Annotated in this window: 21 protein-coding genes, 2 pseudogenes and 1 other annotated feature; of the genes and pseudogenes, 17 read left to right on the forward strand and 6 right to left on the reverse strand. The window is 66.4% G+C overall.

Annotation, left to right across the window (positions count from 1 at the left end; genetic code table 11):
* Positions 1 to 244 precede the first annotated feature (244 nt).
* The 3 genes from EQZ23_RS00125 to EQZ23_RS00135 all read left to right on the forward strand — a co-directional run bounded on the left by EQZ23_RS00125 (position 245) and on the right by EQZ23_RS00135 (position 4,028).
* Positions 245 to 1,801 (forward strand): alpha-L-arabinofuranosidase C-terminal domain-containing protein, encoded by a 1,557-nt coding sequence (locus EQZ23_RS00125; protein ID WP_128452492.1) that lies wholly within the window; start codon positions 245 to 247, stop codon positions 1,799 to 1,801.
* 80 nt (positions 1,802 to 1,881) lie between these two features.
* A complete protein-coding gene (locus tag EQZ23_RS00130) occupies positions 1,882 to 2,979 on the forward strand; it encodes a glycoside hydrolase family 43 protein (RefSeq protein WP_240663069.1) in 1,098 nt (365 codons plus the stop codon).
* 44 nt (positions 2,980 to 3,023) lie between these two features.
* Entirely contained in the window at positions 3,024 to 4,028 is a 1,005-nt protein-coding gene (locus EQZ23_RS00135) for an arabinan endo-1,5-alpha-L-arabinosidase (RefSeq protein WP_128452493.1), read from the forward strand.
* Positions 4,029 to 4,417: 389 nt separating this feature from the next.
* Here the strand turns inward: EQZ23_RS00135 and EQZ23_RS00145 are convergent, their stop codons facing one another.
* Entirely contained in the window at positions 4,418 to 4,945 is a 528-nt protein-coding gene (locus EQZ23_RS00145; protein ID WP_128452494.1) for a hypothetical protein, read from the reverse strand.
* Positions 4,946 to 5,171: 226 nt separating this feature from the next.
* On the opposite strand from EQZ23_RS00145, the gene EQZ23_RS00150 reads away from it, so the two are divergent.
* Both EQZ23_RS00150 and EQZ23_RS00155 read left to right on the forward strand, forming a co-directional pair.
* The gene (locus tag EQZ23_RS00150; protein WP_240663070.1) at positions 5,172 to 8,168 is read left to right on the forward strand and encodes a TonB-dependent receptor; all 2,997 of its coding nucleotides are present in this window, start codon (positions 5,172 to 5,174) and stop codon (positions 8,166 to 8,168) included.
* A 74-nt stretch (positions 8,169 to 8,242) separates the two neighbouring features.
* A complete protein-coding gene (locus EQZ23_RS00155; RefSeq protein ID WP_128452496.1) occupies positions 8,243 to 9,370 on the forward strand; it encodes a cellulase family glycosylhydrolase in 1,128 nt (375 codons plus the stop codon).
* Positions 9,371 to 10,417: 1,047 nt separating this feature from the next.
* On the opposite strand, the pseudogene EQZ23_RS00170 reads toward EQZ23_RS00155, so the two are convergent.
* Positions 10,418 to 11,495, reverse strand: a pseudogene (locus EQZ23_RS00170) (IS3 family transposase).
* Positions 11,072 to 11,188, reverse strand: a sequence feature (AL1L pseudoknot). (Overlaps the previous pseudogene by 117 nt.)
* A gap of 59 nt (positions 11,496 to 11,554) precedes the next feature.
* On the opposite strand from EQZ23_RS00170, the pseudogene EQZ23_RS00175 reads away from it, so the two are divergent.
* A pseudogene (locus EQZ23_RS00175) lies at positions 11,555 to 11,854 on the forward strand (glycoside hydrolase domain-containing protein); the annotation flags it as partial.
* On the opposite strand, the gene EQZ23_RS00180 reads toward EQZ23_RS00175, so the two are convergent.
* Together EQZ23_RS00180 and EQZ23_RS00185 are read right to left on the reverse strand one after the other, a co-directional pair.
* Complete coding sequence (locus tag EQZ23_RS00180; protein WP_128452497.1) at positions 11,830 to 12,621, reverse strand: DUF2189 domain-containing protein; 792 nt, start codon at positions 12,619 to 12,621, stop codon at positions 11,830 to 11,832. The pseudogene EQZ23_RS00175 and the gene EQZ23_RS00180 sit on opposite strands and share 25 nt — an antisense overlap.
* A 37-nt stretch (positions 12,622 to 12,658) precedes the next feature.
* Positions 12,659 to 13,153, reverse strand: a complete 495-nt coding sequence (locus EQZ23_RS00185) for a TspO/MBR family protein (RefSeq protein ID WP_128452498.1) — start codon at positions 13,151 to 13,153, stop codon at positions 12,659 to 12,661.
* 47 nt (positions 13,154 to 13,200) lie between these two features.
* On the opposite strand from EQZ23_RS00185, the gene EQZ23_RS00190 reads away from it, so the two are divergent.
* The 4 genes from EQZ23_RS00190 to EQZ23_RS00205 are packed head-to-tail and all read left to right on the forward strand — an operon-like array spanning position 13,201 to position 16,989.
* Positions 13,201 to 14,166 carry an ATP-binding protein gene (locus EQZ23_RS00190; protein ID WP_128452499.1) on the forward strand — a complete coding sequence of 322 codons (966 nt, stop codon included), beginning with the start codon at positions 13,201 to 13,203 and terminating at the stop codon, positions 14,164 to 14,166.
* Entirely contained in the window at positions 14,163 to 15,890 is a 1,728-nt protein-coding gene (locus tag EQZ23_RS00195; RefSeq protein ID WP_240663071.1) for a magnesium chelatase subunit D, read from the forward strand. Before EQZ23_RS00190 ends, EQZ23_RS00195 begins: the two co-directional genes overlap by 4 nt.
* Entirely contained in the window at positions 15,887 to 16,786 is a 900-nt protein-coding gene (gene bchO, locus EQZ23_RS00200) for an alpha/beta fold hydrolase BchO (RefSeq protein ID WP_128452500.1), read from the forward strand. The genes EQZ23_RS00195 and bchO overlap by 4 nt, the downstream gene beginning before the upstream one ends.
* On the forward strand, positions 16,783 to 16,989 hold the full coding sequence (locus EQZ23_RS00205) for a hypothetical protein (RefSeq protein WP_128452501.1): 207 nt from the start codon (positions 16,783 to 16,785) through the stop codon (positions 16,987 to 16,989). The genes bchO and EQZ23_RS00205 overlap by 4 nt, the downstream gene beginning before the upstream one ends.
* On the opposite strand, the gene EQZ23_RS00210 is transcribed toward EQZ23_RS00205, so the two are convergent.
* The gene (locus EQZ23_RS00210) at positions 16,957 to 17,667 is read right to left on the reverse strand and encodes a hydratase (RefSeq protein WP_128453491.1); all 711 of its coding nucleotides are present in this window, start codon (positions 17,665 to 17,667) and stop codon (positions 16,957 to 16,959) included. The two genes, EQZ23_RS00205 and EQZ23_RS00210, sit on opposite strands and share 33 nt — an antisense overlap.
* Positions 17,668 to 17,693: 26 nt before the next feature.
* On the reverse strand, positions 17,694 to 19,364 hold the full coding sequence (gene crtD / locus EQZ23_RS00215) for a 1-hydroxycarotenoid 3,4-desaturase CrtD (protein ID WP_240663072.1): 1,671 nt from the start codon (positions 19,362 to 19,364) through the stop codon (positions 17,694 to 17,696).
* 51 nt (positions 19,365 to 19,415) lie between these two features.
* On the opposite strand from crtD, the gene EQZ23_RS00220 reads away from it, so the two are divergent.
* The 7 genes from EQZ23_RS00220 (at position 19,416) to pufA (ending at position 26,134) form a co-directional block, all read left to right on the forward strand.
* Positions 19,416 to 20,558, forward strand: coding sequence for a methyltransferase (locus EQZ23_RS00220; protein WP_128452503.1), 1,143 nt, complete (start codon positions 19,416 to 19,418; stop codon positions 20,556 to 20,558).
* A 69-nt stretch (positions 20,559 to 20,627) separates the two neighbouring features.
* Positions 20,628 to 21,554, forward strand: a complete 927-nt coding sequence (bchC, locus tag EQZ23_RS00225) for a chlorophyll synthesis pathway protein BchC (RefSeq protein ID WP_128453492.1) — start codon at positions 20,628 to 20,630, stop codon at positions 21,552 to 21,554.
* Positions 21,551 to 22,534 (forward strand): chlorophyllide a reductase iron protein subunit X, encoded by a 984-nt coding sequence (locus EQZ23_RS00230; protein ID WP_128452504.1) that lies wholly within the window; start codon positions 21,551 to 21,553, stop codon positions 22,532 to 22,534. Before bchC ends, EQZ23_RS00230 begins: the two co-directional genes overlap by 4 nt.
* A 136-nt stretch (positions 22,535 to 22,670) precedes the next feature.
* Positions 22,671 to 24,179 (forward strand): chlorophyllide a reductase subunit Y, encoded by a 1,509-nt coding sequence (gene bchY / locus EQZ23_RS00235; RefSeq protein ID WP_206364165.1) that lies wholly within the window; start codon positions 22,671 to 22,673, stop codon positions 24,177 to 24,179.
* Positions 24,176 to 25,621 (forward strand): chlorophyllide a reductase subunit Z, encoded by a 1,446-nt coding sequence (gene bchZ, locus EQZ23_RS00240; RefSeq protein ID WP_128452506.1) that lies wholly within the window; start codon positions 24,176 to 24,178, stop codon positions 25,619 to 25,621. The genes bchY and bchZ overlap by 4 nt, the downstream gene beginning before the upstream one ends.
* A gap of 136 nt (positions 25,622 to 25,757) precedes the next feature.
* A complete protein-coding gene (pufB, locus tag EQZ23_RS00245; RefSeq protein WP_128452507.1) occupies positions 25,758 to 25,922 on the forward strand; it encodes a light-harvesting antenna LH1, beta subunit in 165 nt (54 codons plus the stop codon).
* A 41-nt stretch (positions 25,923 to 25,963) separates the two neighbouring features.
* A complete protein-coding gene (pufA, locus tag EQZ23_RS00250; RefSeq protein WP_081874173.1) occupies positions 25,964 to 26,134 on the forward strand; it encodes a light-harvesting antenna LH1, alpha subunit in 171 nt (56 codons plus the stop codon).
* Positions 26,135 to 26,269 lie beyond the last annotated feature (135 nt).

Raw genomic sequence — 26,269 nt, forward strand, 5'->3', positions numbered from 1 at the left:
ACCTCCGCGCCGATCAAGCGATGGTGGGCGTGATCGCCGCACACTCTCATGATTGCCTGTCCGCGCACGAAAACGCCAACAAGGTCGACGTCCGCCGGCAGACAGTGTCGGGCCCGATCGGCAAGCCGCTTCCGAGATACCGTACGACGCGCGCAATGAGCATGTCGCCTTGCGTCCACCCCGATTTACCGGCGACGAAGCCACCCCTGACAAGGCGCGCCCGGCGCGCAACGGAGATCGAACAATGCGTATGATGTTCAGCGCGATCGCGCTCGTCCTGTCCAGCCCTGCGCTGGCCCAGCAGGCCCCTCCGGTCGACGGGGCGCCGGCGACAATAACGGTGCACGGCGACAAGCCGGCGCCGAAATTTGACAAGAGGATCTTCGGTCAGTTCGCAGAGCATCTCGGCACGGGCATCTATGGCGGCATCTGGGTCGGCAAGGGCAGCCGTATTCCCAACATCAACGGGTACCGCACCGACGTCCTCGACGCACTGAAGGCAATCCGCACGCCGGTGATCCGCTGGCCGGGCGGGTGTTTTGCCGATGAATATCATTGGCGCGAGGGCATTGGTGCACCTGCCAAGCGCGAGGTGAAGATCAACACGAACTGGGGCGGCGTGACCGAGGACAATGCGGTCGGCACCCATGAGTTCATGAACTATTCCGAGATGGTCGGTGCCGAGCCGTACGTCTCGGGCAACGTCGGCAACGGCGCGCCGAGCGAGATGGCGGAGTGGGTCGAGTACATGACCTCCCCGACCGGCTCCACACTCGCGAAGGAGCGCGCGTCAAATGGTCGCAAAGCACCCTGGAAGCTGCCGATGTTCGGTATCGGCAACGAGCTATGGGGCTGCGGCGGCAATATGCGCCCGGAATATGCAGCCGATGTCACCAGGCGGTATTCGACGTTCGTCAAGATGCCCGAGGGCCAGCGCGTGATGAAGATCGCCAGCGGCGCCAACGCGGATGATTATAACTGGACCGATGTGATGATGCGCGATGCCGGCGCGCAGTTCGATGGCATCGGTGTTCATTACTACACTATCCCCTACGACTGGGCGAAAAAGGGTGCGGCAACCGGCTTCGACGAGGATCAGTGGGCGCGGACGCTCGCCAAGACCGTCAAGATGGACGATTACATCACCGAACACGCAAAGCGCATGGACAAATACGATCCGGGCAAGCGCGTCGCGTTGCTCGTCGACGAATGGGGCACTTGGTACGATCAGGAACCGGGCAGCCATCCCGGCTTCCTCTATCAGCAGAACTCGCTGCGCGATGCGCTGGTCACCAGCCTGAACTTCGACATCTTCGCCCGCCACACCGACCGCCTGCGCGGCGCGAACATCGCGCAGATGGTCAACGTGCTGCAGGCGATGATGTTGACCGACGGCAACCGGATGGTGCGCACGCCGACCTATTGGGTATTCGATCTGTACAAGGACTATCAGGACGGCGTCGTTCTACCGGTCGACGTGCAGTCGCGTTGGTACAACAAGAACCAGTGGACGCTGAAGGCGGTCAGCGCGAGCGCGGTGCGCGGCGTCGATGGTGCCGTGCATATGGGCCTGACCAACGTCGATCCCAATCAGCCTGCGACGGTGTCGGTGAAGCTCGATGGCGTGACGGGCGCAGGTATCACGGGCCGCATCCTGACGGCCTCGGCGATCGACGCGCACAACACGTTCGATGCCCCCGATGTCGTCAAACCTGCGGCCTTCAACGGCGCGACGCTGGCGAACGGGACGCTGACGGTGACGCTGCCGGCCAAGTCGGTCGTGATGCTCGACATCCGATGATGCATGGTGGCTATTCCGTTCGTCCCGGCGGTGTCCGCGCATTGATAACGCACCTGTCGAGCGCCGTCGTGGCATGCGGCTTGGCAAGCGCGGTCGCGTTGGGCGTCGCATCGTCAGGGGCTGCACGCCCGGTGGTCCAGCAAAAGGCCGATCGGCAACTGACCATCGTCCCTCGATTGGTCTCGGCACACGGGACAGCCACGGTCGGCAAGCGGTCCGCCTATCTGATGGTCTATTTCAAGGACGATACGCATTCGATCTATTTCGCGACGTCGCGCGACGGGTTTGCCTTCACCGACGTGAATGGCGGTCGACCGATACTCGCAGGCCGGTCGATCGCGGATCAGAAGGGGGTTCGTGATCCTCACATAATGCGGGGTCCAGACGGCGCCTTCTACATGGCGATGACCGACCTGCACATATTCGGCCAGCGGGAGGGCCTGCGGACGACGGAATGGGAACGCCCCGAAAAGGAATACGGCTGGGGCAACAACCGCAACATCCTGCTGATGAAGAGCGTCGACCTGCTCCACTGGACAATGGCGAAGGTCGACGTGTCGCGCCTCTTCCCGGCGTACAAGGACGCTGGCAACGCATGGGCGCCCGAGACGATCTACGACCCGACCACGCGCCGCATGATGGTCTATTTCACGACACGGATCGGCAACGGCCCCAATTTCATGGTCGCGTCGCAGGCCAACGACGCTTTCACGACCTTGACGACGGCGCCCAGAAAGATCCTCGATTATCCGCGCTCGGCGGTGAACACGATCGATGCCGACATCACGCTGGTCGGCGGCAAGTACCGGATGTTCTATGTCGCGCATGAAAAACCCGGCAGCATCCGCCAGGCGGTGTCCACCCGGGTCGACCGTGGGTATGTCTATGACGCCCGCAAGATCGATCCGGAGACGGTGGCCGCCGAAGCCCCCAATCTGTGGCGCAGGCACGGCACCAATACGTGGGTGCTGATGTACGACGTCTTCGGGGTGGCGCCCAACAACATGGGGTTCGCGGAGACGACCGATTTCGTGACGTTCCGGAATATCGGGCGGTTCAACGATCCGGGTTCGCCGATGAAGGCGACGAACTTCGTCCAGCCCAAGCACGGGGCGGTGATGGCCGTCACGCCACAGGAAGTGGAGCGTCTCGAACGATATTTCGGCGGACGTCGATGACTCGGTCTGGCCGAGCGTCGATGTTGCCCGTGATTGCTCGGCGTATGAGCGGTGTATGCGGCTTTGTCGTCGCGGCGCTTTTTCTTGCGAGCGCGGCACCGCTACCCGCATCGCTCAACGACCGGCTGTCGGGCGACATCGTGCCGGCGCATGATCCGGTGCTGATCCGCGAGGGCGACAGCTATTATTCCTATTCGACGGGCCAGGGTAATCGGTTGCCGATCCTGGCGCGCACCTCGCGCGATCTCGTCGCCTGGAGGGCGCTGCCGGGCCCGATCGCCGCGATCCCGGCCTGGGCGCTTGCGGCGGTGCCGGGTGCGAAGGATATCTGGGCGCCCGATATCTCCTACGCGAATGGGCGTTACCGGCTATATTATTCGGTCTCGACGTTCGGCAAACAGCGGTCGGTGATCGGACTGCTGACAAGCCCTACGCTTGATCCGGCCAAGCCCGGCTATGGCTGGCGCGACGATGGGCTAGTGATCGCGTCCAAGGACGGGGACGATTACAATGCGATCGACCCCAATGTCGCGCGCGACCGGCAGGGTGGGCAGTGGCTGGCGCTGGGAAGCTATTGGACCGGCCTGAAGCTCGCCAGGCTTGATCCCGCTACCGGCAAACTTGCCGTACCGTCCGCGCCGCTGATCCCGATCGCCCGCCGCGCACCCGGACCCAACACAGCGATCGAGGCGTCGTTCATCGTCGATCATGGCGGCTGGTACTGGCTGATCGCGTCGTTCGATCATTGCTGCCGGGGGGCCAAGAGCGACTATCACCTCGTGATCGGACGATCGCGCGCGATCACCGGGCCCTATGTCGACCGCGCCGGCGTGGCGATGGGCGACGGCGGCGGGACGGTTTTGCTGCAGGCCGATGCGGCCGGCAAGGACCGCTTCCGTGGGCCCGGCCATGCCGGCTTCCTGCACGACCGCGATGGTCGCGATTACCTGATCTACCACGCCTATGACCGCGACAGGCGCGGCGCACCGACCCTCCGTCTGGCACGGATGCGCTGGTCGCGGGACGGGTGGCCGGTGGTCGATCGCTGAAGGACGATGCCGATGACTATCCTTACCCGCCCGCGGCTTTGTCGCCGGCGCGGCTACCGCCAGCCTCGCGCACCCGCTGCTGGCGCGGCGGTTCCGTGACGAGACGATCGTCAATCCGCTGATCCGCCAGCACGCCGATGCGCAGATCGCCCTTCAGGCTGATGGACTCTACACGTTTCGGCGTCGGTCCCCGCCTACGACCGTGTCATCCTGCGGCGTGCGACGACCATCGCCAGGCTTGCCATCGCGCCGGAGACGGTGCTGTGGCGCCGGCCCGCATACGCCAACATGGCCGGCCACGTCTGGGCACTCCACGCGCGCGACTACGACGCGATCACCGGCGACCCACTATACGATCCGAACCGCCATCCGCGTGTCCAGCGCTTCCGCTATCGATCTGACGGTGTCGCGGGTTTGGCGGTGGGAGGGACCGACTGTTTCGCCAGGACGGCAGGATCGCTTGCCAAGGCGTGGAGATAGGCGTGACGCTCCGCCGTGCCGAGGCGGAGTCGACCTAATCGCCGGTTCTGCTCGCTGGTGAGCATGAACCGACGATAGCCAAGCCGTGTAAGGCACAGTTCGGTCTCGGTCAGCATCGCGGCCTGGGCCTCGGCCAGCTTCTTGGCAGGCCGTAGCCGTCGCGCCATCAGCGCCTGCTCCAATGCAGCATCGGGGCCGATGACCGGTACGTTGAGATTTCGCTCGGTAAATTGCTCGGCCGCGACAATGGCTTGCGTTGCTGGCTCCTTGGAAATGTCGGCATTGGCGCCAAGCCTGCCGCATTCGACCGCGTCGGCGCGGTACTGCACGAGGGAAACCCCGGCCCGGCCCCAACTGATCGGTGCCGCGTGTGCCGAAGCCGGAATTGCGACTGCAAGAATTGCCAAAACCCAAAGCCTGATCGCCATCGAAGACATGCAACGTCATCCTTTCGAAACGGCGGCGAGTGCCACCGGACCCGGCACAGCACCAGCTTTTCGGCATTTGCCCCACAATTGGAATTGAGCAAATTCCAATTCGCAATGGAAGCGCCTCAAGATATTCGATCGGAATGCCTTGACCCAAATCTCTAAGTCAGACAAATGCGAACCGACGGTGAGTCCTACGGTAACAGCTGGACCGCTTGCATTGGGAGAGGGGAACATGATGAAGCGCTTCGCACTGTTGGTTTCGGCGGCACCATTCGCATTGATGACGACGGCGGCTTGGGGGCAGGGTGCAACGGTCGCGGAGCAGCGACAGGCAGCCGTTCCGGATGCATCGCTGGAAGCGCAGGCCCCGGTCGCGCAGGAGCGCGCTACCAACGCTGCAAAAGGCAAGAGCCCCGGAACCGAGGCGACCGAAAACCTGGCCGCGGCCGACGATGGCGGGCAGTCCGCCGCTACCTTGGCACCGACCGCTTCGACGGATGACATCGTCGTCACCGGGTATCGCGCAAGTCTTGGCAGCGCGCAGTCGATCAAGCGAAATTCGGATGCGATCCTCGATGCGGTCGTCGCGCAGGATATCGGCAAGCTGCCCGACAATACCGCGGCTGAATCGATCGCTCGCATTACTGGCGTCCAGGTCAACCGGTCCAGTGACGAAGTAAGCCAGGTCATCGTGCGCGGCCTTCCAGACGTTGCCACGACGTTCAACGGTCGTGACATCTTCACCGCCGAGGGACGACGATCGCAGCTTCAGGACTTTCCCGCAGGCGCACTTGCCGGTTTGGAAGTCTACAAATCGGGTACGGCCGATCTGCTGGAACCGGGTCTCGCCGGCCTGATCAACGTGCGCTCGCGTCGCCCGTTCGACTTTACCGAAAAGTTCGTCGTCGCAGGCGGCATACGTGGCACCTACAACGACCAGAGCAAAAAATACGACCCGTTAGGCAACATTCTGCTCAGCGCACGTGCGGACACCGGGATCGGTGAAGTCGGCGTGCTGATCAATGGCTCCTACGCCCAGTCGCAATACCGAAACGCGGTGCGCTTCGCGAGCGGCAACGTTCCGACGACGATACCCGACAACGTTACGGTAAGCCCAACCTCGGTCGGACGTACATTCCGCATTCCGGAACGTATCGGTGTCTACAACGACAGCGGAAAACGCTGGCGGCCGGCGGTCAACGCCAGCGCGCAGTGGCGACCGGCGGCAAACCTCGAATTCTATTATGACTTCCTGTATCAGGGGTATCGTGGTCGTGGCGCCAACGACGAGTTCGAAGCATCGCTGCTCAACAGCAGCGCCGTGTTGTCGAACGTCGTCCTGCGCGAGGGGAAGCCGGATCAGGTCCAGACGCTGACCAAGACCGGCGGCGAACGCGGGCAGTCGTATCGCAGCACCAACAACAACAATACCGATACCTACCAGGCGGCCGGCGGATTCAAGTGGGACATCGGCCGCGCGCATATATCGAGCGATCTCGCCTATACCCGCAGCCGTTACACCTCGAACGAATATAGCTTCGACATGGCGCAAACCACTGCGCCGACCATGGACGTTGATTTCTTCGTCGACGGCGGCACCGCGTTCAGCCTCCCCGGTTACGCGCGCGACGATCCTGCAAACTACAAATGGCGCGGCTATTTTGAGAGTGTTTACCGGGTGAAGGGCGCTGGCTGGCAATGGCGTGGCGACGTAGACCTGGACACCGACGTCTCCCTGTTTCCCAAGCTGCAATTCGGCGCACGGTTCACGGATCGTGACGCCTCGCTGGAGCGTGGAAACCGATATGCGTACACCGAGAACCTGAACATCCCGTTGGCTGGCACGCCCGCAGGCGCGCTCGAACTCACGCAAGACGCTTTTCGTGGAGACACGCAGGGCTGGACGAGTTGGCTGATGCCGACCCGTGCCGGGATCGAGGGCAATGCCGCCGCGCTGCGCCAATTCTCGCTTGTGCAGCTTCAGAAGCTCGTCGCAGCCAATCCGACCGACGGCGGGTATCGCGATTCCCTCCGCCTGTTTTCGACCGCGAACGTACAGCTCGATCCGTTGCAGGCTTTCCTCGCGAAGGAACAGACATACGCCTTTTATGGCCAGGCCAAATATGAATTCAATATCGGCTCGGTTGGGGTGGATGGTCTGCTAGGCGTTCGCGTCGTCAACACGGTCGGCAGATACAGCGGTCAAGGGACGGTGCCCGTCGTGGTCAATGGCGTCATTCAGAAAGACGCCAGTGGTAACGTCGTGACAGCATCCCAGCCGATCACGACCAATGCGAATTATGTCGACATCCTGCCAAATGCGAGCTTGCGAATTCGTCCCAACGACAAGCTGCAAATCCGCTTCGCATTCACCGAAACGCGCACCAAGCCGGAGTTCGGCGCGCTCAATCCAGCGGTCACGCTGACACCGAATGTCTCGCCGACCGTGAATGCCGACGGCACGCCAGTCACGATCCTCGGCGATCCGCGCTTTCCCGCCAATCTTCAGGGGCGTCCGAATTACTACGGGAACGGCGGCAATCCGAACCTCGTCCCTCTGACATCGAAGAATTACGATGCGACGATCGAGTATTATTTCTCCAAAAACGCATCGCTGACCGCGTCCTTCTTCTATCGCGACCTCTTCGGCTTCCTGTCGGGTTACACCCAGCGCTTTCAGGATCCGCTCTACGGGCTGATCGAGGTAAATGCGCAAGCCAATGCCGGGGCGGGCAAGATAAAAGGTATCGAGGTCGGTGGACAGACGTTCCTCGACTTCCTCCCGGGGTTGTTCAGCGGCTTTGGTATCCAGGGTAACGTGACCTATCTCGACGGGAGTCAGCGGTTCCCGATCGATTTCAGCCCCGCAAATACGACACCACCGTTTGTCGGCATTCCAGGACTGTCGAAGTGGAGCTACAATGCGGCGCTGTTCTACGAGAAGGGCAAGATATCGACCCGACTGTCGTATAACGGTCGGTCCAGATACCTGAATGGCAACCAGATCGTTGACGGTGTGTATTTCGGCGAAGGAACGGAAAACGTCACCCGCCTCGATTACTCCTTCAATTACACGCCGATAAAGGCCATCACGCTGACCTTCGACGCGTCAAATATACTTGCGAAGCCGTTTCGGAATTACGCGCAATATGGCGACGATCGGTCGTATCCGCGCGATGTTCGTGACGAGGGACGATATTATGGTCTGGGCGCGCGGTTCCGTTTTTAGCTAGCGCGATGCGGCGGATGGTCGGACACCATTCGCCGCAATTCCGCCGATCACGCCACCGCGGGAGTCCAACCATGCGCTTCGTCCTACATTGCTTGGCCATCTCGAGTGCACTTGCGTGGCCGGCGGTCGCCGATGCCCGCGATCTCTGGACGAAACAGGCCGCCAACGCCTGGTACGCCCGCCAGCCCAGGCCGGTCGGCGCGAACTACGTGCCGGCAAACGCGATCAATCAACTTGAGATGTGGCAGGGTGCGACGTTCGATACGGCCACGATCGACAAGGAATTGGGGTGGGCCGAGGGGCTTGGCATGAACACAATGCGCGTGTTCATCCATGACCTGCTCTGGGACGACGATCCGGAGGGTTTGAAGCAAAGAATGGACGCGTTCCTGGCGATTGCCGCGCGCCATCATATCCGGCCGGTGTTCGTGCTCTTCGATAGCTGCTGGGATCCCAACCCGGTTTCCGGGCCGCAGCGTCCGCCGATACCCGGCGTGCACAATTCGGGGTGGGTGCAAGGACCCGGTGCAACACGGCTGGCGGATCGAGCAAGCCATGCGAAGCTCCTTGCCTATGTGAAGGACGTCGTCGGTCGCTTCGCAAAAGACGATCGCGTGTTGGCGTGGGACGTATGGAACGAACCAAATAACGAGGGTGGCGGTAATTATGCGCCAACGCCGGGTAAGAAGGCGCTGGTCGCCGCGTTGATCGCGCAGGCGTTCACGGCGGCCCGTTCAGTCGATCCGCAGCAGCCGCTGACCAGCGGGCTATGGACTGGCGATCACTGGGACGAGGCGAAAACGCTCGATCCCGTCGAGCGTATTCAGGTCGCTAATTCGGACGTGATGAGCTTCCACGACTATAGCTGGCCCGAAAAGTTTGAGGAACGGGCACGACAGATGCTGAGCTATGGCCGTCCGGTTTTTTGTACCGAGTATATGGCGCGTGGGGCGGGTTCGACCTTCGACGGGGCGCTCCCGATCGGCAAGCGGCTGAATATCGGCATGATCAACTGGGGTTTCGTCGACGGCAAGACCCAGACGCGGCTACCTTGGGACAGCTGGAAGAAGCCCTATACCTACGAAGAGCCTCCGGTGTGGTTTCACGACGTTTTACGCTCCGACGGCACGCCCTATCGTGCTGCCGAGGCCGCGCTCATTCGCTCGCTGACAAGGCCAGTCATCAACGGGCAGCGTTGAGGTCGGCAGTAAAACTGCTGGGCACTATCAGATCAAATGCACCGATCGTTAGGGTAGGGCGTCAGGGCACCTCGATGCCCAGCCCGGGCAAGCTTGCGAATTTGATCCTTCAATCCGTAGCCCGAGGTGATCCGGCTTATCGTGCTGATGTAGGCGCGATTTTACCTTCGCTGCGCGAGGCCGAGGGCCTGCGGTTCGAACGCGGGACCGACAAATGCCATGAGACGGTGTGTCATGGGCGTAACAGGTTCGGTCCGATATTCGTCAGCGACATCCTTTGTCAGCGGGTAAGCCGGATGCGCTGCTTCTGGCACTGGGATTGGCATCTCGACGGGATATAGGTGAAACTGAATGGCGAGATAGCGTAGCTGAGGGGAGCCGTCGATCAGATGGCGAAATCCTCGAAAGCTACATAACCGGGGCCGGTGACAAGGGCGCTGCCTCACCCTAATGAAGACGGCATTGAAGCGAGACGGCTTGCCAAACGTCGTCGCCGCGAACGGTCTGCGTCCCTGCAGTGCAGCGCTGGAAGAGCTAAAGAAACGCCGATCATCATAAGATGGGTCGCTAGGCGAACAACCGCGCGGAAAACGCGCACCTGCCATGCCGAAGGCGAGAGCGAGCGATGCAGCGGTTCCGGCGGATGAAGATGCTAAACCCTCTGGATCTCTCGCGACTGTGTCGGAGGTGTGCCTCGTACCGCGGTCGAGCGTGATCCAATCTCGGCGAAGTCGCTACCTTGCAGGCTTGCTCGCTGCCGAGCCGATCTCGGAAGCTTCGCGAATAGCCGGTTCATCCAGAATCGGACGTTCACAGCCGATTGCCCGAACGACGGCTTTGTCCCAAAGCTCGCCATTCCAGCGCCGCTACAGGGGCGATCGCGAACCGATGAGTGAGTGTCCGGAGTTGGAAAGCGCAAGAAGGGCGCTGAGCGTCCATGAATGGGTCTCCGCGTTTAAAGTTGGACACTCTCAAAGCCGCACTATGGTGTCGCCGATTAGTCGGAACTGAACCGCTCCGGGTCTGCCGGAGGCCTTGGGTTGTGAGTCATGCTGCCATATCGATGTTGTCCGCGGTAGCATAATATTGATCTTCGGCTTCGGCAGGCGGGATGTTGCCGATGGGCTCCAGCAGCCGACGATGGTTGAACCAGTAGACCCATTCGAGCGTGGCGTACTCGACGGCTTCGAAGCTGCGCCAGGGTCCGCGCCTGTTCGAGCGCATCCAGGACCAAGCTGGCGTGCGGCGTCCTGCTGGCGCGCCAGCCTACGATCCGTCTGGCGTAGGTATCGATGACGAAGCCTGTCCTGAGCTTGTCGAAGGGGCGACGTAGACGAACCCTGCCCAGGTCGCGACATAGGTGAAGTCCGCCACCCAAAGCCTGTTCGGCGCTGGCGCGAAGAACTGGCGGTTGACGTGATCGCGCGGGCACGGCGCTGCCTTGTCGCTGATGGTCGTACGCACCGGCTTGCCCCGGATTACGCCTGCCAAGCCCATCTCATGCATCAGCCGTTCGACGGTGCAACGGGCGATTGCGAAGCCCTCCCGCATCATCTGCCGCCATACCTTCCGCACGCCGTAGACCGCAAAGTTCTCCGCGAACACGCGAGCGATCTCGGGCTTGAGGATCATATCCTCACGCGCCCGTGCCGACAGACGCGATGGATCCTGTCGCTGCGCGACGTGCTCATAGTAGGTGGATGGGGCGATCGGCAGGACACGGCAGATCGGCTCGACCCCATAAGCATCGCGGTGATCGTCAATGAAAGCGATCATCTCCGGAACGGGCGGTCGAGCTCCGCCTGCGCGAAATATGCCGATGCCCCTTCGGCGGGCTCAGGACAGGCTTGCGCAGAATCTCGTTGGCTTGCCGCAGTTCACGGACCTCGCGCTCCAGCGCCTTCACCTTGTCCACCACCTCGGTCGGGACAGCACCGCGCTTGCCGATATCGACCTCGGCCTTCTTCACCCACTCATGTAGCGTCTGTGGAACGCAGCCGATCTTCTCGGCAATCGATACCACGGTCGCCCATCTGGACGGGTAACCCCGCTCGTGATCGAAAACCATCCGTACCGCCCGCTCGCGGACTTCTGGCGCAAACTTGTTCGTCGTCTTGCTCGTCATGACTCCACCTTCTCAGGAGTTGGAGCCTCCGACAAACCCGGGGCGGTTCAGTCTCTGTCTTCGGATCGCCGCTGTTCGACGGCGCGGAGGTCGCGCTCGGCGGTGGGAAGATGCTGCGGATCACCACGTCGGGCGATGGTCCGCAGGCGCCCTCAGCCCAGTCGGTGCGGTGGAACGACAAGCCCTGGACGACGAACTGGATCGGGCATGCGGATCTTGCCCAGGGTGGCGAGCTTGCCTTCGTCACGGGGAACAAGCCGTCACGGTTCGGCATGGCCAAGGCGGATCGTCCGCCGTGCTACCGCCGGGGCTGCGCCCGACGCGCGGCGGCCTGTCAGCGGACAACCAGGCGCGTATAGAGGTGCCAGGTCGCATAGCCGAGCCAGGGCAGCACCACCGCGAGGCCGATCGCGAGTGGGATCAGCCCGAGGACGAGCAGCCCGGCGACGCGCGCGCCCCAGCCGAACACCGCGCGCGGGTTGCGTCGCGCCGCCTCAAGCGAAGTGCGCAGCGCGAGGCCGGCATCGACCGGCTGATCGACCACCATCGGAAATGCGACCAGCGCGAAGACGAGCGTGGCGATCGCGAACGGCGCGCCTGCCAGATTGCCGAGCAGGATCAGCGTCCACCCCTCCTGCGTGGTGAACAGGCGGCCCGCCACGTCGCCGATCCGCAGCGGTGCGGTCGCTCCGAAGGCGAGATCATAGACAACATAGGCCGTCGCGAGCCATCCGACCATCAACGCGGCGAGCCCGGCGGTGAGGATCGCGAGCGGCAGGCGGCTGCGCCCGTTGAGTGGATCGAGGAAATGCCACCAGCTTGAGTCGCGCCCCTCTTCGCGGCGGCGTGCGAGCTCGTAGAAGCCCGAGGCGGCGGCGGGGCCGAGAATCGAGAGACCCGCGACCAGCGGGAAGAACAGCGGGAGCAGCGGCGCGTTGTACGTCACCACCGCGGCGACGACGCAGACGATCGGGTAGAGCAGGCCGATCACGATCAGGTCGCCGCGCTTTGCGAGAAAGTCCTTCCACCCCTCGGCGAGTGCCCAGCGCAGGTCGGCGGTGCCGATCTCGCGGATCTCGGGAATGGCGGGTGCGGGCGCGATAAAGCTGTGCGGGTGTGTGGCCATGATCTGCTCTCCGGTTATGCGGTGCCGTATATCCTCGTCATGCGGGGTAGCGTTGGGCGGCATGTCCGAACGGCCGGTTCAGCCGCACGATCGCCCAGTTGAGCCAGGCCGCGAAGCTGACCCACAACAGATAGGGCGCGATCAGCACGCTTGCGGGCGGGGCGATGGGCCACAGCCCGACGACCAGCGCGACCAGCGACGCCCAGAGAAACACGACCTCGATCAGCGCCCAATCGGGTCGCTGCGCGCGGAAGAACAGCGGGCTCCACAGCAGATGGAAGACTGCGTTCACCGCGAACAACGTCACCACCTCAGCGCGAGTCGCGGCATCGGGTGCCGCCGTCCAGGCGATCGACGCGGACCAGGCGGCGAGCCCAAGAATGATCGTCCAGGCCGGACCGAACAGCCAGTTAGGCGGCTGTAACCGGGGTTTGCGCAGCGTGCGGTACCAGGGGCCGATCGGCGTCATCAAGCCGCCGACGACGCAAAGCGCAATGGCGGCACCGCCGCTCACGACAATCGGGTGTAGCATCGCATTGTCCATCTTGCCGAGTGTCCAATGCGTGTTACACCTTTGGCATGCCCGTGTCTTTCCCCTTTTCCGCGATCGTCGGCCAGGACGAGATGAAACGCGCGCTGTTGATCGCGGCGGTCGATGCGCGGATCGGCGGAGTGATGGTGTTCGGTGATCGGGGCACGGGCAAGTCGACCGCGGTGCGCGCACTCGCCGCGCTGCTCCCGCCGGTGCGCGCCGACCAGGCGGGGTATCAGGACGGGACGCCGCGCAGCGGGCAGGTCCCCGTGCCGTTCGTCGACCTGCCGCTCGGCGCGACCGAGGACCGGGTGGTAGGCGCGCTCGATCTCGAACGCGCGCTGGGCGCAGGGGTCAAGGCGTTCGAGCCTGGGTTGCTCGCGCGTGCCAATGGCGGCTTCCTGTATATCGACGAGGTCAACCTGCTCGAGGATCACATCGTCGACCTCCTGCTCGACGTCGCCGCGTCGGGCGAGAATGTCGTCGAGCGCGAAGGGCTGAGCGTCCGCCACCCTGCGCGGTTCGTGCTGGTGGGCAGCGGCAACCCCGAAGAGGGGGAATTGCGGCCGCAGTTGCTCGACCGGTTCGGGCTGTCGGTCGAGGTCCGTACCCCGCAGGATCTGGACCAGCGCGTCGAGATCCTCAGGCGCTGCGATGCGTTCGAGCGGTCGCCGGCGGCGTTCGTCGAACACTGGGCGGCGGAGGAGCGCGCGATGCTCGCAGCGATCGCGCACGGACGGGCGGGGTTGCCGACAGTCGCGCTGCCCGACGCGGTGCTCGCCTTCGCGTCGCGGCTGTGCATCGCGGTGGGGGCCGACGGGCTGCGCGGCGAACTAACGCTGATGCGTGCGGCGCGCGCGCTCGCGGCGCTCGAGGCGGTGTCGGAGGTGACACAGGGGCATGTCGCGACGATCGCGCCGATGGCACTGCGCCACCGGTTGCGGCGTAACGTGCTCGACGAGACCGGGTCGACCGTGCGGATCCTGCGCGCGCTGGAGGAGGTGGCGGGGTGACCGGGCCGGCAGCGCGGGCGCCGGATCCGCTGGCCGATGCGCTGATCGCGGCGCGGCTCTGTGCTGCCGATCCCGGGCTTGGCGGCATCGCGCTCCGGGGGGGCGGCGATTTGCGCGACGCGGTGATCGCGGCGGTGCGCTCTCATCTGCGGCCTGATGCGCCGATGCGGCGGGTGCCGGTCCATGTCGATGACGACCGGCTGTTCGGCGGGCTCGATCTGGTCGCGACGCTGGCCCAGGGCCGCGCGGTGCAGCGCGCGGGGCTGCTCGTCGAGGCGGATCGCGGGGTGCTGGTGCTGGCGATGGCGGACCGGCTGTCCGATGCGGTTGCGGGGCGGATCGTCGCGGCGATGGACGGCGGCGGCGACGGCGGCGGCGGACGATGCCTGGTCGTGGCGCTCGACGACGGGATAGGGCCCGACGAAGGTCCGCCCGCCGCCCTGCTCGAACGGCTCGCGTTCCGCATCGACCTGCACGACGCGAGGCCCATCGCGGCGATGCCGGACGAAGCTGATTGCATGGACGCGGGGACGCCGCCGACGCCCGACGCGGTCCTTGCGACGCTGGTCGCAACCGCGACCGCGCTCGGGATCGAGACCGCGCGGGCGCCGCTGTTCGCGTTGCGCGCGGCGCGGGCCGCGGCGTTGAGTGCGGGGCGCGACGCGATCGGCAACCAGGATCTGATGCTCGCCGCCCGGCTGGTGCTCGCGCCGCGCGCGACGCGTCTGCTGGCCGAGCCACCGGACGACGCGCCCCCGCCGCCGCCCGATGCGCAGCGGCCTGACGCGCCGCCGCCTGACGCATCGCCACCGGACGAGGGGGATCGCGAACAGCCGACAGATGAATCCCGGCCGCTCGACGACGTCGTGCTGGAGGCCGCGCTCGCAGCGCTGCCGAAGGATGTGCTCGCGCAGATCGCGGCGGGTGGCGTCCGGCGCGGCAGGACGCGCACGTCGCGCGGTGCGGGCGAACGGCGTCGATCGCCGGCGCGCGGCCGGCCCGTCGGGGTGCGGCCGGGCGTGCCGGGCGGGGGGCAGCGCCTGAGCCTGATCGATACGCTCCGCGCGGCCGCGCCGTGGCAGCGGCTGCGGAGCACGGCGGACACCGCGTCGCGGGTGTTGGTCCGCCGTGACGACCTGCGGATCCGCCGGTTCGAGACGCGAGCGGAGTCGGTCACGATCTTCGTCGTCGACGCATCGGGATCGGCGGCGCTGTCGCGGCTGGCGGAGGCGAAGGGCGCGGTCGAACTGCTGCTCGCCGATTCCTATGTGCAGCGCGCGCAGGTCGCGCTCATCGCGTTCCGGGGCAACGGCGCGACCGTGCTGCTCCCGCCGACGCGGTCGCTGGCGCGCGCGCGCCGATCGCTCGCGGAGCTGCCGGGCGGGGGGGGCACGCCATTGGCGGCGGGGCTGCGCGCCGCGATCGACGTCGCCGATGCGGCACGCGGCCGCGGCCAGACGCCGTTCGTCGTCCTGCTGACCGACGGGCGCGCGAACATCGCCGCGGATGGCCGGGCGGTGCGCAGCCTCGCCGCCGTGGATGCGAGCGCCGCCGCCACCGCGCTCGCCCGATCGGGAATCGCCGCGGCGTTTCTCGACATCTCCGCGCGCCCGGGGCCTGAGGGGGCGGCGCTCGCCGCGGCGATGCAGGCGCGCTATCTGCCGCTGCCGCGCGCGGATGCGGTTCGGATGCACGCGGCGGTCCGCGCGGTGCAGCCCGGATGAGCGCGCCGCGCTGGAGCGTCGAGGGACGGGACTGGCCCAATCGCGCCGCCAGTCGCTTCGTCGCGGCCGGCGGCCTGCGGTGGCATGTCCAGACCTTTGCGCCCAAGGCGCCCGCTGTTCAGGACGCAGCCGCGACGATCCTGCTGCTCCACGGCACCGGCGCGGCGACGCATAGCTGGCGAACGCTCGCGCCGTTGCTCGGCCAGCACTATCACGTCGTCGCGGTCGACCTGCCCGGGCATGGCTTCACCACCGGCCGCCCGGTCGGCGGCCTATCGATCGCGGGAATGGCGGGCGCGGTCGCGACGTTGCTCGGCACGCTGCAGGTCGCGCCGCAGGTACTCATCGGCCATTCCGCGGGGGCGGCGATCGCGGCGCGGCTGGCGATCGACGGCACGGCGTCCCCCACGGCGATCATCGGGCTGAGCGCTGCGCTGCTGCCCTTTCCCGGGCTGGCCGCGACGCTGTTCCCGACGATGGCGCGCGCGCTGTTCGTCAATCCGATCGCGCCGCATCTGTTCGCGCGGATCGCCCGCACCCCGGGCGAGACCGCCCGGTTCCTGTACCGGTCGACCGGATCGCGGATCGATGACGCAGGCGTGGCGTGCTACGCGGCGTTGCTCGGCACGTCGGCGCAGTGCGCGGGCGCGATCGGCATGATGGCGGCCTGGGATCTGGTCGGATTGCGGCGGGATTTGGCGCGGTTGAAGACGCCGGTGCTGCTCGTCCACGGCGACGGCGATCGGGCGATCCCGCTGTCGAACGCGCGCGAGGCGGCGGCAGCGGTCGGAGACGGGCGGCTCGAGACGCTGCACGGGCTCGGCCATCTCGCGCATGAGGAACGCCCCGAACAGGTCACGGCGATCGTCCGGCAATTCGTCGAGGCGCGCACATGACCGGGGTGCTCGGCCTGCTCGACCTGATGATCGCGGGCGCGCCGGTGCTGATCTTCTGCGTCTGGCAGCTCGTGTCGCTCAATCGGGCGATTGCGCGCGACAAGGTCGGCAGAGACTCCCCGACGTCGCCCGACCCCGCAATACCAGAAGGCGCGTCACCAGAAGGCGCATCACCAGAAGGCGCGGGGCATCCGGTAGGGTAGCATCGACTGGACGATGGGTGATCGGAAGCGGCCGAGCGCAAGGCTTTCATGGACGGCGCGCACCTCCTCGCCGAACAGACGCGTAGCCAGTGCGGAGCGGGCATAGAAGGGGGCATCGATCCACGTCTTCACCACGCGCGGGCGATGTCCCGCATCGGCCCGTGTCGCGCGCTTTATGAGCCAGCCGGTCCGCGGCAAGGCCGCCGGGGCGGGCTGGACGACATCGTGCCATCGGCCCTGCGCATCGAATTTGAGCGCGAGGTCGAACGGCGTGCCGTCGCGCCGCCGCCCCTCGTACAGGATCGCGACATCGCTTGTCAGGTGCGCGCGCGACCAGTGCCAGTCGTCGAACCCCGCCTCCAGCGGTTCGTCGCCGAAGTTCGAGTCGAAATAGCCGGGGCCCGACCAGCGGGCGCCGGGATGCGTCATCGCGACCTCGACATGCGCGCGCGGTGCCACCGGATGCCAGCGATGCCGCCCGCCCGGATCGAGCGCGAAGGCGGTGGTGCCGATCATCACGGGGCTGACGCGGATCGTACCGCGCACGCGGTAGGGCAGCGGAGCGGATCGCTCGCGGATTTCGATCACCAGCGTGTCGCCGTCCCAGCGCAGGCTGCTCGGCCCGACGACGAAATGATCGGTGCCCCGGTCGACCCGGTGCGCGGTGCGCTCGGTCATCGCCCAGGCGCTGCCGCGCGGGCCGGTCAACGCGACGTTGATCGCACAGTGGTTTTCGGGGTTCGTCCGGCCGCTGAGCTTGTAATAGGGGGAGAAGACGCTGCCGATGAAGGCGATGATGGTGAGGCCATGGGTGCCGTCCGCGCTGGTCGCGTCGACATACCACCAGGCATAGCCCTGTGCATCGACACGAACGTCGAAGCGTGGTCCCTGAGCAGGCAGTCGGCGGCTAGCTGGCCTGAAAGCGCCGCCATCGGGACGCCCGCGCCGGGGTGGGTGCTCCCGCCCGCGCAATAAAGCCCAGGGATCCGTGTCCGGCTGCCCTGCCGGCGGAAGGACGCCGCCCACCCGTGCGAGGCCCGTCCATAAAGGGCTCCACCCGTCGAGGGACACAGGGCTTCGAACCCGCTCGGCGTCGTCACGACGGTCGAGGACGCCAGATCGAGCGAAAGTCCCGCCTGCGAAACGCCGTCCAGCATGCGCCTCGTCCATGTCGCGATCTCCTCCTGGGTGGTGTCCGGGCCGTCGCCGATGGGCGGCGCGTTGACGATGATCTGCACGCGTTCTGTGTGCGCAGGGGCGGACGCGTCGCGGCGGTCGTCGACGCCGCTGTCGCTGCGATCCTGCGCGCAGACATAGACGCTCGGCCGGGCCGCCGCGCGACCCGCTGACAGCGCGGCGAATTCGGCAGGATAGTCGTCCGAGAAGAAGACGGTGTGGCGGGCGAGCGGAAAGCCCGCGGCCTGCGCGCGTCCGGTCCACACCATCGCGCTCAGCGATCGGTGCGCGGCGGGGACGGGGGTGACCGCGTGACTCACCGCGGCGCCGAACCGGCCGACGGCGATCGCGGCGGGATCGGCGTTGCAGATCACCGCCGACGCGGCGATGCGCTCGCCGTCCTCGAGCATGATCCCGACGGCGCGGCCGCGCTCCACGAGGATTGCGCGGACCGGCGCGCCATACCGGAAGCGGACGCCGCCCTGTCGGCCAAGCGCCTCGAGCGCGAGCGCGAGCCGATGCATGCCGCCGTCGATCAGCCACACCCCGCTCGCCTCGACATGCGCGATCAGCATCAGCGTCGCCGGGCACTGCATCGGCGACGCGCCGCAATAGGTCGCATAGCGCGCGAACAGCTGGCGCAGTCGCGGGTCGACGAAATAGCCGCCAAGCGCGCGCCACAGCGACGTATAGGGGCGCAGCGTGCAATAATCGCCAAGGCCGCGCAGGCCCATCCGCCAGCCCAGCGTCAGCGGCCCCGGGCGTGTGGCATGGAGAAAGGGCCGGTCGAGCGCGGTGAACAGCCGTTTTGCCTCGGCCCGGAACGCGCGATAGCCGCGGGCATCGGCCGCGCCGGCGAAGGCGCCGATCGCGTCCTCGCTCGCTGCGGGATCGGCGAACAGGTCGAGGCGGGCGGGCCCCCAGGCATGACGGGCGAGCAGCGCGGCGGGGCGCATCGTCACGTGCCGGTCGAGCGTGTCGCCGCACGCCGCGAAGACATCCTCCATGACCGATCGCAGCGTGAACACCGTCGGCCCCGCGTCGATCGCGTCGCCGTCGACCGCGATCGTGCGCAGCTTGCCACCCGGCCCGGGTTGCGCCTCGACGACCGTCACGGTGCGGCCTTGCGCGGCGAGCAGCGCGGCGCTGACCAGCCCGCCGACCCCCGCCCCGATCACCACCACGCCCGCATCCGACACCGGCATCCTCCAATTGACGCGATGCTAACACCTGTCCATAAATATGGACATATGAAAACGTATCATCATATTTTCGCCCGTGTGCGGGAGCGGTGGCTGGACTGCCGCAACCGCCTGCTCGCCGATCCGCGCGTCCAGCAGGCAGCGCAGCGCTTTCCGCTCAGCCGGCCGATCGCGCGTCGCCGGGCGGGCGCGCTGTTCGATCTGGTCGCAGGGTTCACCTATTCGCAGATCCTTGCCGCCTGCGTCGAAACCGGGTTGCTCGCGCTGCTGGCACGTGGTCCGGCGGACGTGGGGACGATCGCGGCGCAGCTCGACCTGCCGCTGGCGGGCGCCGAGCGACTGCTGCGCGGTGCAGCGGCGCTACGGCTTGTCGAGCCGTGCGGGGCGGACTGGGCGCTTGGCAGCGACGGTGCGGCGTTGCTCGGCAATCCCGGCATCACCGCGATGATCGCGCATCACCGTCTGCTCTATGCCGATCTGGCCGATCCCGTCGCGCTGCTGCGCCGCGGGGGCGGGGGCGGCGCGGTGTCGGATCACTGGCATTATGCCGAGTCGGCGGGGCAGGGCGATGCCGCCGCCGTCTCGGCCTATTCGGCGCTGATGGCGGCGTCGCAACCGATGGTCGCAGGCCAGACACTCGCGGCCTATCGGTTCGACCGACATCGCCGCGTGCTCGACGTCGGCGGCGGCGAGGGGGCGTTTCTCTGCGCGCTCGGGACCCGGTTCGCGACGCTCGGTCTCGGGCTGTTCGACCTGCCCGCGGTGAGCGAGCGCGCGCGCGGTCGGTTCGACTCGGCGGGGTTGGGGACGCGCGCGACGCTGCACGGGGGCGATTTCCTCGCAGATCCGCTGCCCGAGGGCTATGATCTGATCACGCTGGTGCGTGTCCTGCACGACCATGACGACGCGGCGGCGCTGACGTTGCTGCGTCGCATCCATTCCGCGCTGCCCCCCGGCGGCACGCTGTTGATCACCGAACCGATGGCCCGGACCCCGGGCGCGGAGCGATCCGGCGATGCGTATTTCGGCTTCTATTTGCTCGCCATGGGCACCGGGCGGCCGCGAACTGTCGCGGAGATCCGCGCAATGCTGCTCGTGGTGGGCTTCGGCAAGGTCCGTACCCGGCGCACCGCACTGCCGCTCATCACCTGCGTGATCACGGCAACACGCCAGAGTGTCCAACCTGGTTGACATAGTAAGACGTCTAGAGCAGATTACGACGATGTTCTGATGGAGGACGGCGCGGTGGGCAACGGACGCATGGACGCACTGGCGGTCATACTGGAAGCGCCGGAAAGGCTTGCGCTCCGCACGCTGTCGCTCACCCCGATGGGCGATGCCGATCTGTGCGTCGAGATCGACTGGAGCGGGATCAGCACCGGCACCGAAAGGCTGCTGTGGAGCGGTCGGATGCCCGCGTTTCCCGGCATGGGCTATCCGCTGGTCCCGGGGTATGAATCGGTCGGACGGATCGTCGATGCCGGCATCGAGGCGCGCGCGCGGATCGGCGAATATGTCTTCGTCCCCGGCGCCAATTGCTATCGTCAGGCGCGCGGCCTGTTCGGGGGGGCGGCCCGGCACGTCATCCTGCCCGGTGCGCGCGCGGTGCCGATCGACGCGGCGCTCGGGCGCAATGGCGTGCTGCTCGCGCTCGCCGCCACCGCGCATCACGCGATCGCGGTCGGCGGCGCGCCCGACCTGATCGTCGGACATGGCATATTGGGGCAGCTGATCGCGCGGATCGCGGTCGCCTCGGGGGCGGGCGCGCCGACGGTGTGGGAGGTCCAGCCGGCTCGTCGATTGGGATGCGGGTACCGCGTGATCGACCCGGCCGACGACGATCGCTCCGACTATCGCACGATCTGTGACGCGAGCGGGACGGCCGATATCCTCGACCTGGCATTCGCGCGGCTCGGCAAGGGCGGCGAGGTGGTGCTGGCCGGATTCTACGACCGGCTGTCCTTTGCCTTCCCGCCGGCGTTCCTGCGCGAGGCGCGGATGCGTGTCGCGGCCGAGTTCAGCCCCGCGGACATCACAGCGACGCTCGCGCTGATCGAGACCGGGCTGCTCGAGCTCGATGGCCTCATCAGCCACACCCGCCCCGCGGGCGAGGCGATGGACGCCTATCCGCAGGCCTTCACCGACCCCGATTGCGTCAAGATGGTCCTCGACTGGAGAGCGCTATGAGCATGTTCGATCCCGGGCCACTGCGGCGTGAAGCCGAACAGGAGCCGGATCCGGTCCCGACCGGCCCGGTCACCAAGGAGACGCAGATCATCGCGATCTACGGCAAGGGCGGCAGCGGCAAGTCGTTCGCGCTCGCCAACCTCAGCTACATGATGGCGCAGCAGGGCAAGCGCGTGCTGCTGATCGGCTGCGACCCCAAGAGCGACACCACGTCGCTGTTGTTCGGCGGCAAGTCGACTCCGACGATCATCGAGACCAGCTCGCGCAAGAAGCTCGCGGGCGAGGAAATCGGGATCGAGGACGTCTGCTTCCAGCGCGACGGCGTGTTCGCGATGGAACTGGGCGGGCCCGAGGTCGGGCGCGGTTGCGGCGGGCGCGGGATCATCCACGGGTTCGAGACGCTCGAGAAACTGGGGTTTCACGAATGGGGCTTCGACTATGTCCTGCTCGATTTCCTCGGTGACGTGGTGTGCGGCGGGTTCGGCCTGCCGATTGCGCGCGACATGTGCCAGAAGGTGATCGTCGTCGCGTCGAACGACCTGCAATCGCTGTATGTCGCGAACAACGTCTGCAAGGCGGTCGAATATTTCCGCAAGATGGGCGGCAATGTCGGCGTCGCGGGGATGATCCTCAACAAGGACGACGGCACGGGCGAGGCGCAGGCGTTCGCCGCCGCGGTCGGCATCCCGGTGCTCACCGCGATCCCCGCGAACGAGGATATCCGCAGAAAGAGCGCGAACTACCAGATCATCGGCAAGCCCGGTGGGCAATGGGCGAGCCTGTTCGAGGAACTCGCGGTCAATGTCGCAGAAGCGCCGCCGCTCCGGCCGACGCCGCTCGATCAGGACGGGCTGCTCGGGCTGTTCTCGGCGGACGTGACGGGTGCGGGCTATGCGCTGAAGCCTGCGAGCCAGGCGGACATGCGCGGGGTCGCCTATGTGGCGAAGCCGACGCTCGAGGTCGTGTACGATGCCGTCTGAGGGCCACGATCTTCTCAAGCCCCTCCCCTTTAGGGAAGGGGTTGGGGGTGGGGTCGTGCCCGACCGAGTGCGGGACGTAATTTTAAGCGTCCCCACCCCCAGCCCAGTGGCGGGTCGATCAGGCTCCCAGCCTGATCTGAACCGCGCGGCGCGCGGTTCACCCGCCACTCCTGAAAGTGAGGGGAGTGGTTGCGCCAATACTGGCACCCTCCGCGAAGCCGCAGAGCTCGCCGGAAAATCCGATATCCTAGCCCGCTACGACGCCGACTATCCCAAAGGCCCGCATGACCAGCCGCAGTCCATGTGCCCGGCGTTCGGATCGCTTCGCGTGGGGCTTCGGATGCGCCGCACCGCGACGGTGCTGTCGGGCTCTGCGTGCTGCGTCTACGGCCTAACCTTCACATCGCATTTCTATGGCGCGAAACGCAGCGTCGGCTACGTGCCCTTCTCGTCCGAGACGCTGGTGACGGGCAAATTGTTCGAAGACATCCGCGACGCGGTCCACCAGCTCGCCGATCCCGCTCTGTACGACACGATCATCGTGACCAATCTCTGCGTGCCGACCGCGTCGGGCGTGCCGCTGCAACTGCTCCCCGACCAGATCAACGGCGTGCGGATCATCGGGATCGACGTCCCCGGGTTCGGCGTGCCGACACATGCCGAGGCGAAGGACGTACTGGCGGGCGCGATGCTTGCCTATGCGCGCAGGGAGGCCGAGCAGGGCCCCGTCGCCGCGCCCAAGCAACGACCGGACCGGCCGAGCGTGACTCTCCTGGGCGAGATGTTCCCGGCTGACCCGCCAGGAATCGGGCTGTTGCTCGAACCACTGGGGCTTGCGGCCGGCCCGGTCGTCCCGACGCGCGAATGGCGCGAGCTCTATGCGGCGCTCGACTGCGCCGTGGTGGCGGCGATCCATCCGTTCTACACGGCCAGCGTGCGCGAATTCGAAGCGGCGGGGCGGACGGTCGTCGGCTCGGCGCCGGTTGGCGCGGACGGGACCGCAGCGTGGCTCGACGCGATCGGTGCGGCGTGCGGGATCGCGCAGGACACGGTTGATGCGGCGAAGAACCGCGTCCTCCCGGCGATCCGAGGCGCCTTGGCGGCACGGCCGATCAAGGGGCGGATCACCGTATCGGGCTATGAAGGCTCCGAACTGCTCGTCGCGCGGCTGCTGATCGAGAGCGGTGCGGACGTGCCCTATGTCGGCACCGCCTGCCCACGCACGCCCTGGTCCGAACCCGATCGCGACTGGCTGGTGAGCCGCGGCGTGCAGGTCCAGTATCGCGCGAGCCTCGAACAGGACCTGGCCGCGGTCGACGCGTTCGGCCCCGATCTCGCGATCGGTACCACGCCTGTCGTGCAGCATGCCAAGCAGAAGGCGATCCCCGCGCTCTACTTCACCAACCTCATTTCGGCGCGCCCGCTGATGGGGCCGGCGGGGGCGGGGAGCCTTGCGCTGGTCGTCAACGCAGCGCTCGCCAACCAGGCGCGGTTCGACCGGATGACGGCGTTCTTCGACGGTGTCGGCACCGGCGCGACCGCGGGTGTGTGGGAAGACACGCCGGTCGATCGGCCCGAGTTCAAGGCGAAATACGCCGCCAAACGCATCGCTGCGGCGAAGGCCGAAGAAAGCGTCGGGGTATGACGCTCATCCTCGATCATGACCGCGCGGGCGGCTATTGGGGCGCGGTCTACGCCTTCACCGCGATCAAGGGATTGCAGGTGATCATCGACGGGCCGGTCGGGTGCGAGAATCTCCCGGTCACCTCGGTCCTCCATTATACCGACGCGCTGCCGCCGCACGAGCTGCCGATCGTGGTCACGGGCCTTGGCGAACAGGAACTAGGCCGCGACGGCACCGAAGGTGCGATGAAGCGCGCCTGGGCGACGCTCGATCCGGACCTGCCTGCGGTCGTCGTGACGGGGTCGATCGCCGAGATGATCGGCGGCGGCGTCACGCCCGAGGGCACCAACATCCAGCGGTTCCTGCCGCGCACGATCGACGAGGATCAGTGGCAGTCGGGCGATCGCGCTCTCACCTGGCTGTGGACCCAGTTCGGCCCGAAGAAAGTGCCCGCGCCGCGTCCGCTCAAAGACGGCGAGCGTCCCAGGGTCAACCTGATCGGCCCGATGTACGGCAGCTTCAACATGCCCTCCGATCTCGCCGAGATCCGCCGTCTGATCGAGGGGATCGGCGCCACGGTCGGCATGGTCTTCCCGCTCGGCAGCCATCTCGCCGATGTCCGCAAGCTCGCCGACGCGCAGGTCAATGTCTGCCTGTACCGCGAATTCGGGCGCGGCCTGTGCGAGGCACTCGAACGGCCCTATTTGCAGGCGCCGATCGGGCTGGAGAGCACGACGCTGTTCCTCCGCACGCTCGGCGACCTGCTCTGGCTCGACCCCGAGCCGTTTATTGCGCGTGAGAAGCACACAACGATCAAGCCGCTCTGGGATCTCTGGCGCTCGGTCACGCAGGATTTCTTCGGGACCGCGAGCTTCGGCATCGTCGCGACCGAAACCTACGCGCGAGGTATTCGCAACTTCCTCGAAACCGACATGGGTTTGCCCTGCCATTTCTCGTTCGGCCGGTCGGCGGGGGTCAAGCCCGACAATCAGGCGGTGATCGATGCGATCCGGAGCAACCCGCCGCTGATCGTCTTCGGCAGCTTCAACGAGCGGATGTACATGGCCGAGGCCGGCGCGCGGGGTGTCTACATCCCGGCGAGCTTCCCCGGCGCGGTGATCCGCCGCCACACCGGTACGCCGTTCATGGGCTATGCCGGCGCGACCTATCTGATCCAGGAGGTGTGCAATGCGCTGTTCGACGCGCTGTTCAACATCCTGCCGCTCGCCGGACAGCTCGACCAGGTCGAGGCGACGCCGGCACGGATCGACCGCGACGTCGCCTGGGACGACGATGCCAAGGCCGCGCTCGACGCGGTGATCGAGCGCGAGCCGGTGCTGGTGCGGATCTCTGCCGCCAAGCGCATCCGCGACGCGGCCGAACGCGGGGCGCGCCGCGCGGGCGAAGCGTCGATCAGCACGGACCGTCTCGTGCATGCGATCACCGAAAGCCGCGGGCGATGACCCCTGCACTGCCTTTCCCGTTCGGCCCGACCGGCGCCGATGCGGGCGACCCCTTCCTCGCGGGCATCCGGTCCGCCTGGATCCAGGGAGCGCGATTCACGCTCCCCTTCTCCTCGGGAACAACGGAGACGTCATCATGAGCGACCTAAGAGACAAGGACGAAAGGATGGGGCTTGGCACCTACCTTACGCCCGAAGAGGCCAAGGAATTTCACAAGCTGTTCATCGTCAGCTTCCTGATCTTCACCGTCGTGGCGGTCATCGCGCATTTCTTGGTGTGGAACTGGCGCGCCTGGCTTTGAGCCACCCGCTGTAATCTCAAACCAATGAGAGGAACCACGTCATGTGGAGAATCTGGCTGATCTTCGATCCGCGGCGTTCGCTCGTCGCTTTGTTCACGTTCCTGCTGGTGCTCGCGTTGCTGATCCACTTCATCCTGCTCAGCACCGATCGCTTCAACTGGCTCGATGGCCCGCACAAAGCGCCCGCCGTCACCGCGCCCGCGGGCAGTTGATGCGACGATCGGCGGTTGCGGAGGACGGGGGCAGACCGAACCCGTCCTCCCATACCCCCGGGTACACCGCAGTCCCGACACGGGCCGATCGGCACGGGGTGATGGGACGGCATGACGGGATGCCGTGACGAAACG

The sequence above is a fragment of the Sphingomonas sp. UV9 genome, from assembly GCF_004101245.1.
Classification (GTDB): domain Bacteria; phylum Pseudomonadota; class Alphaproteobacteria; order Sphingomonadales; family Sphingomonadaceae; genus Sphingomonas.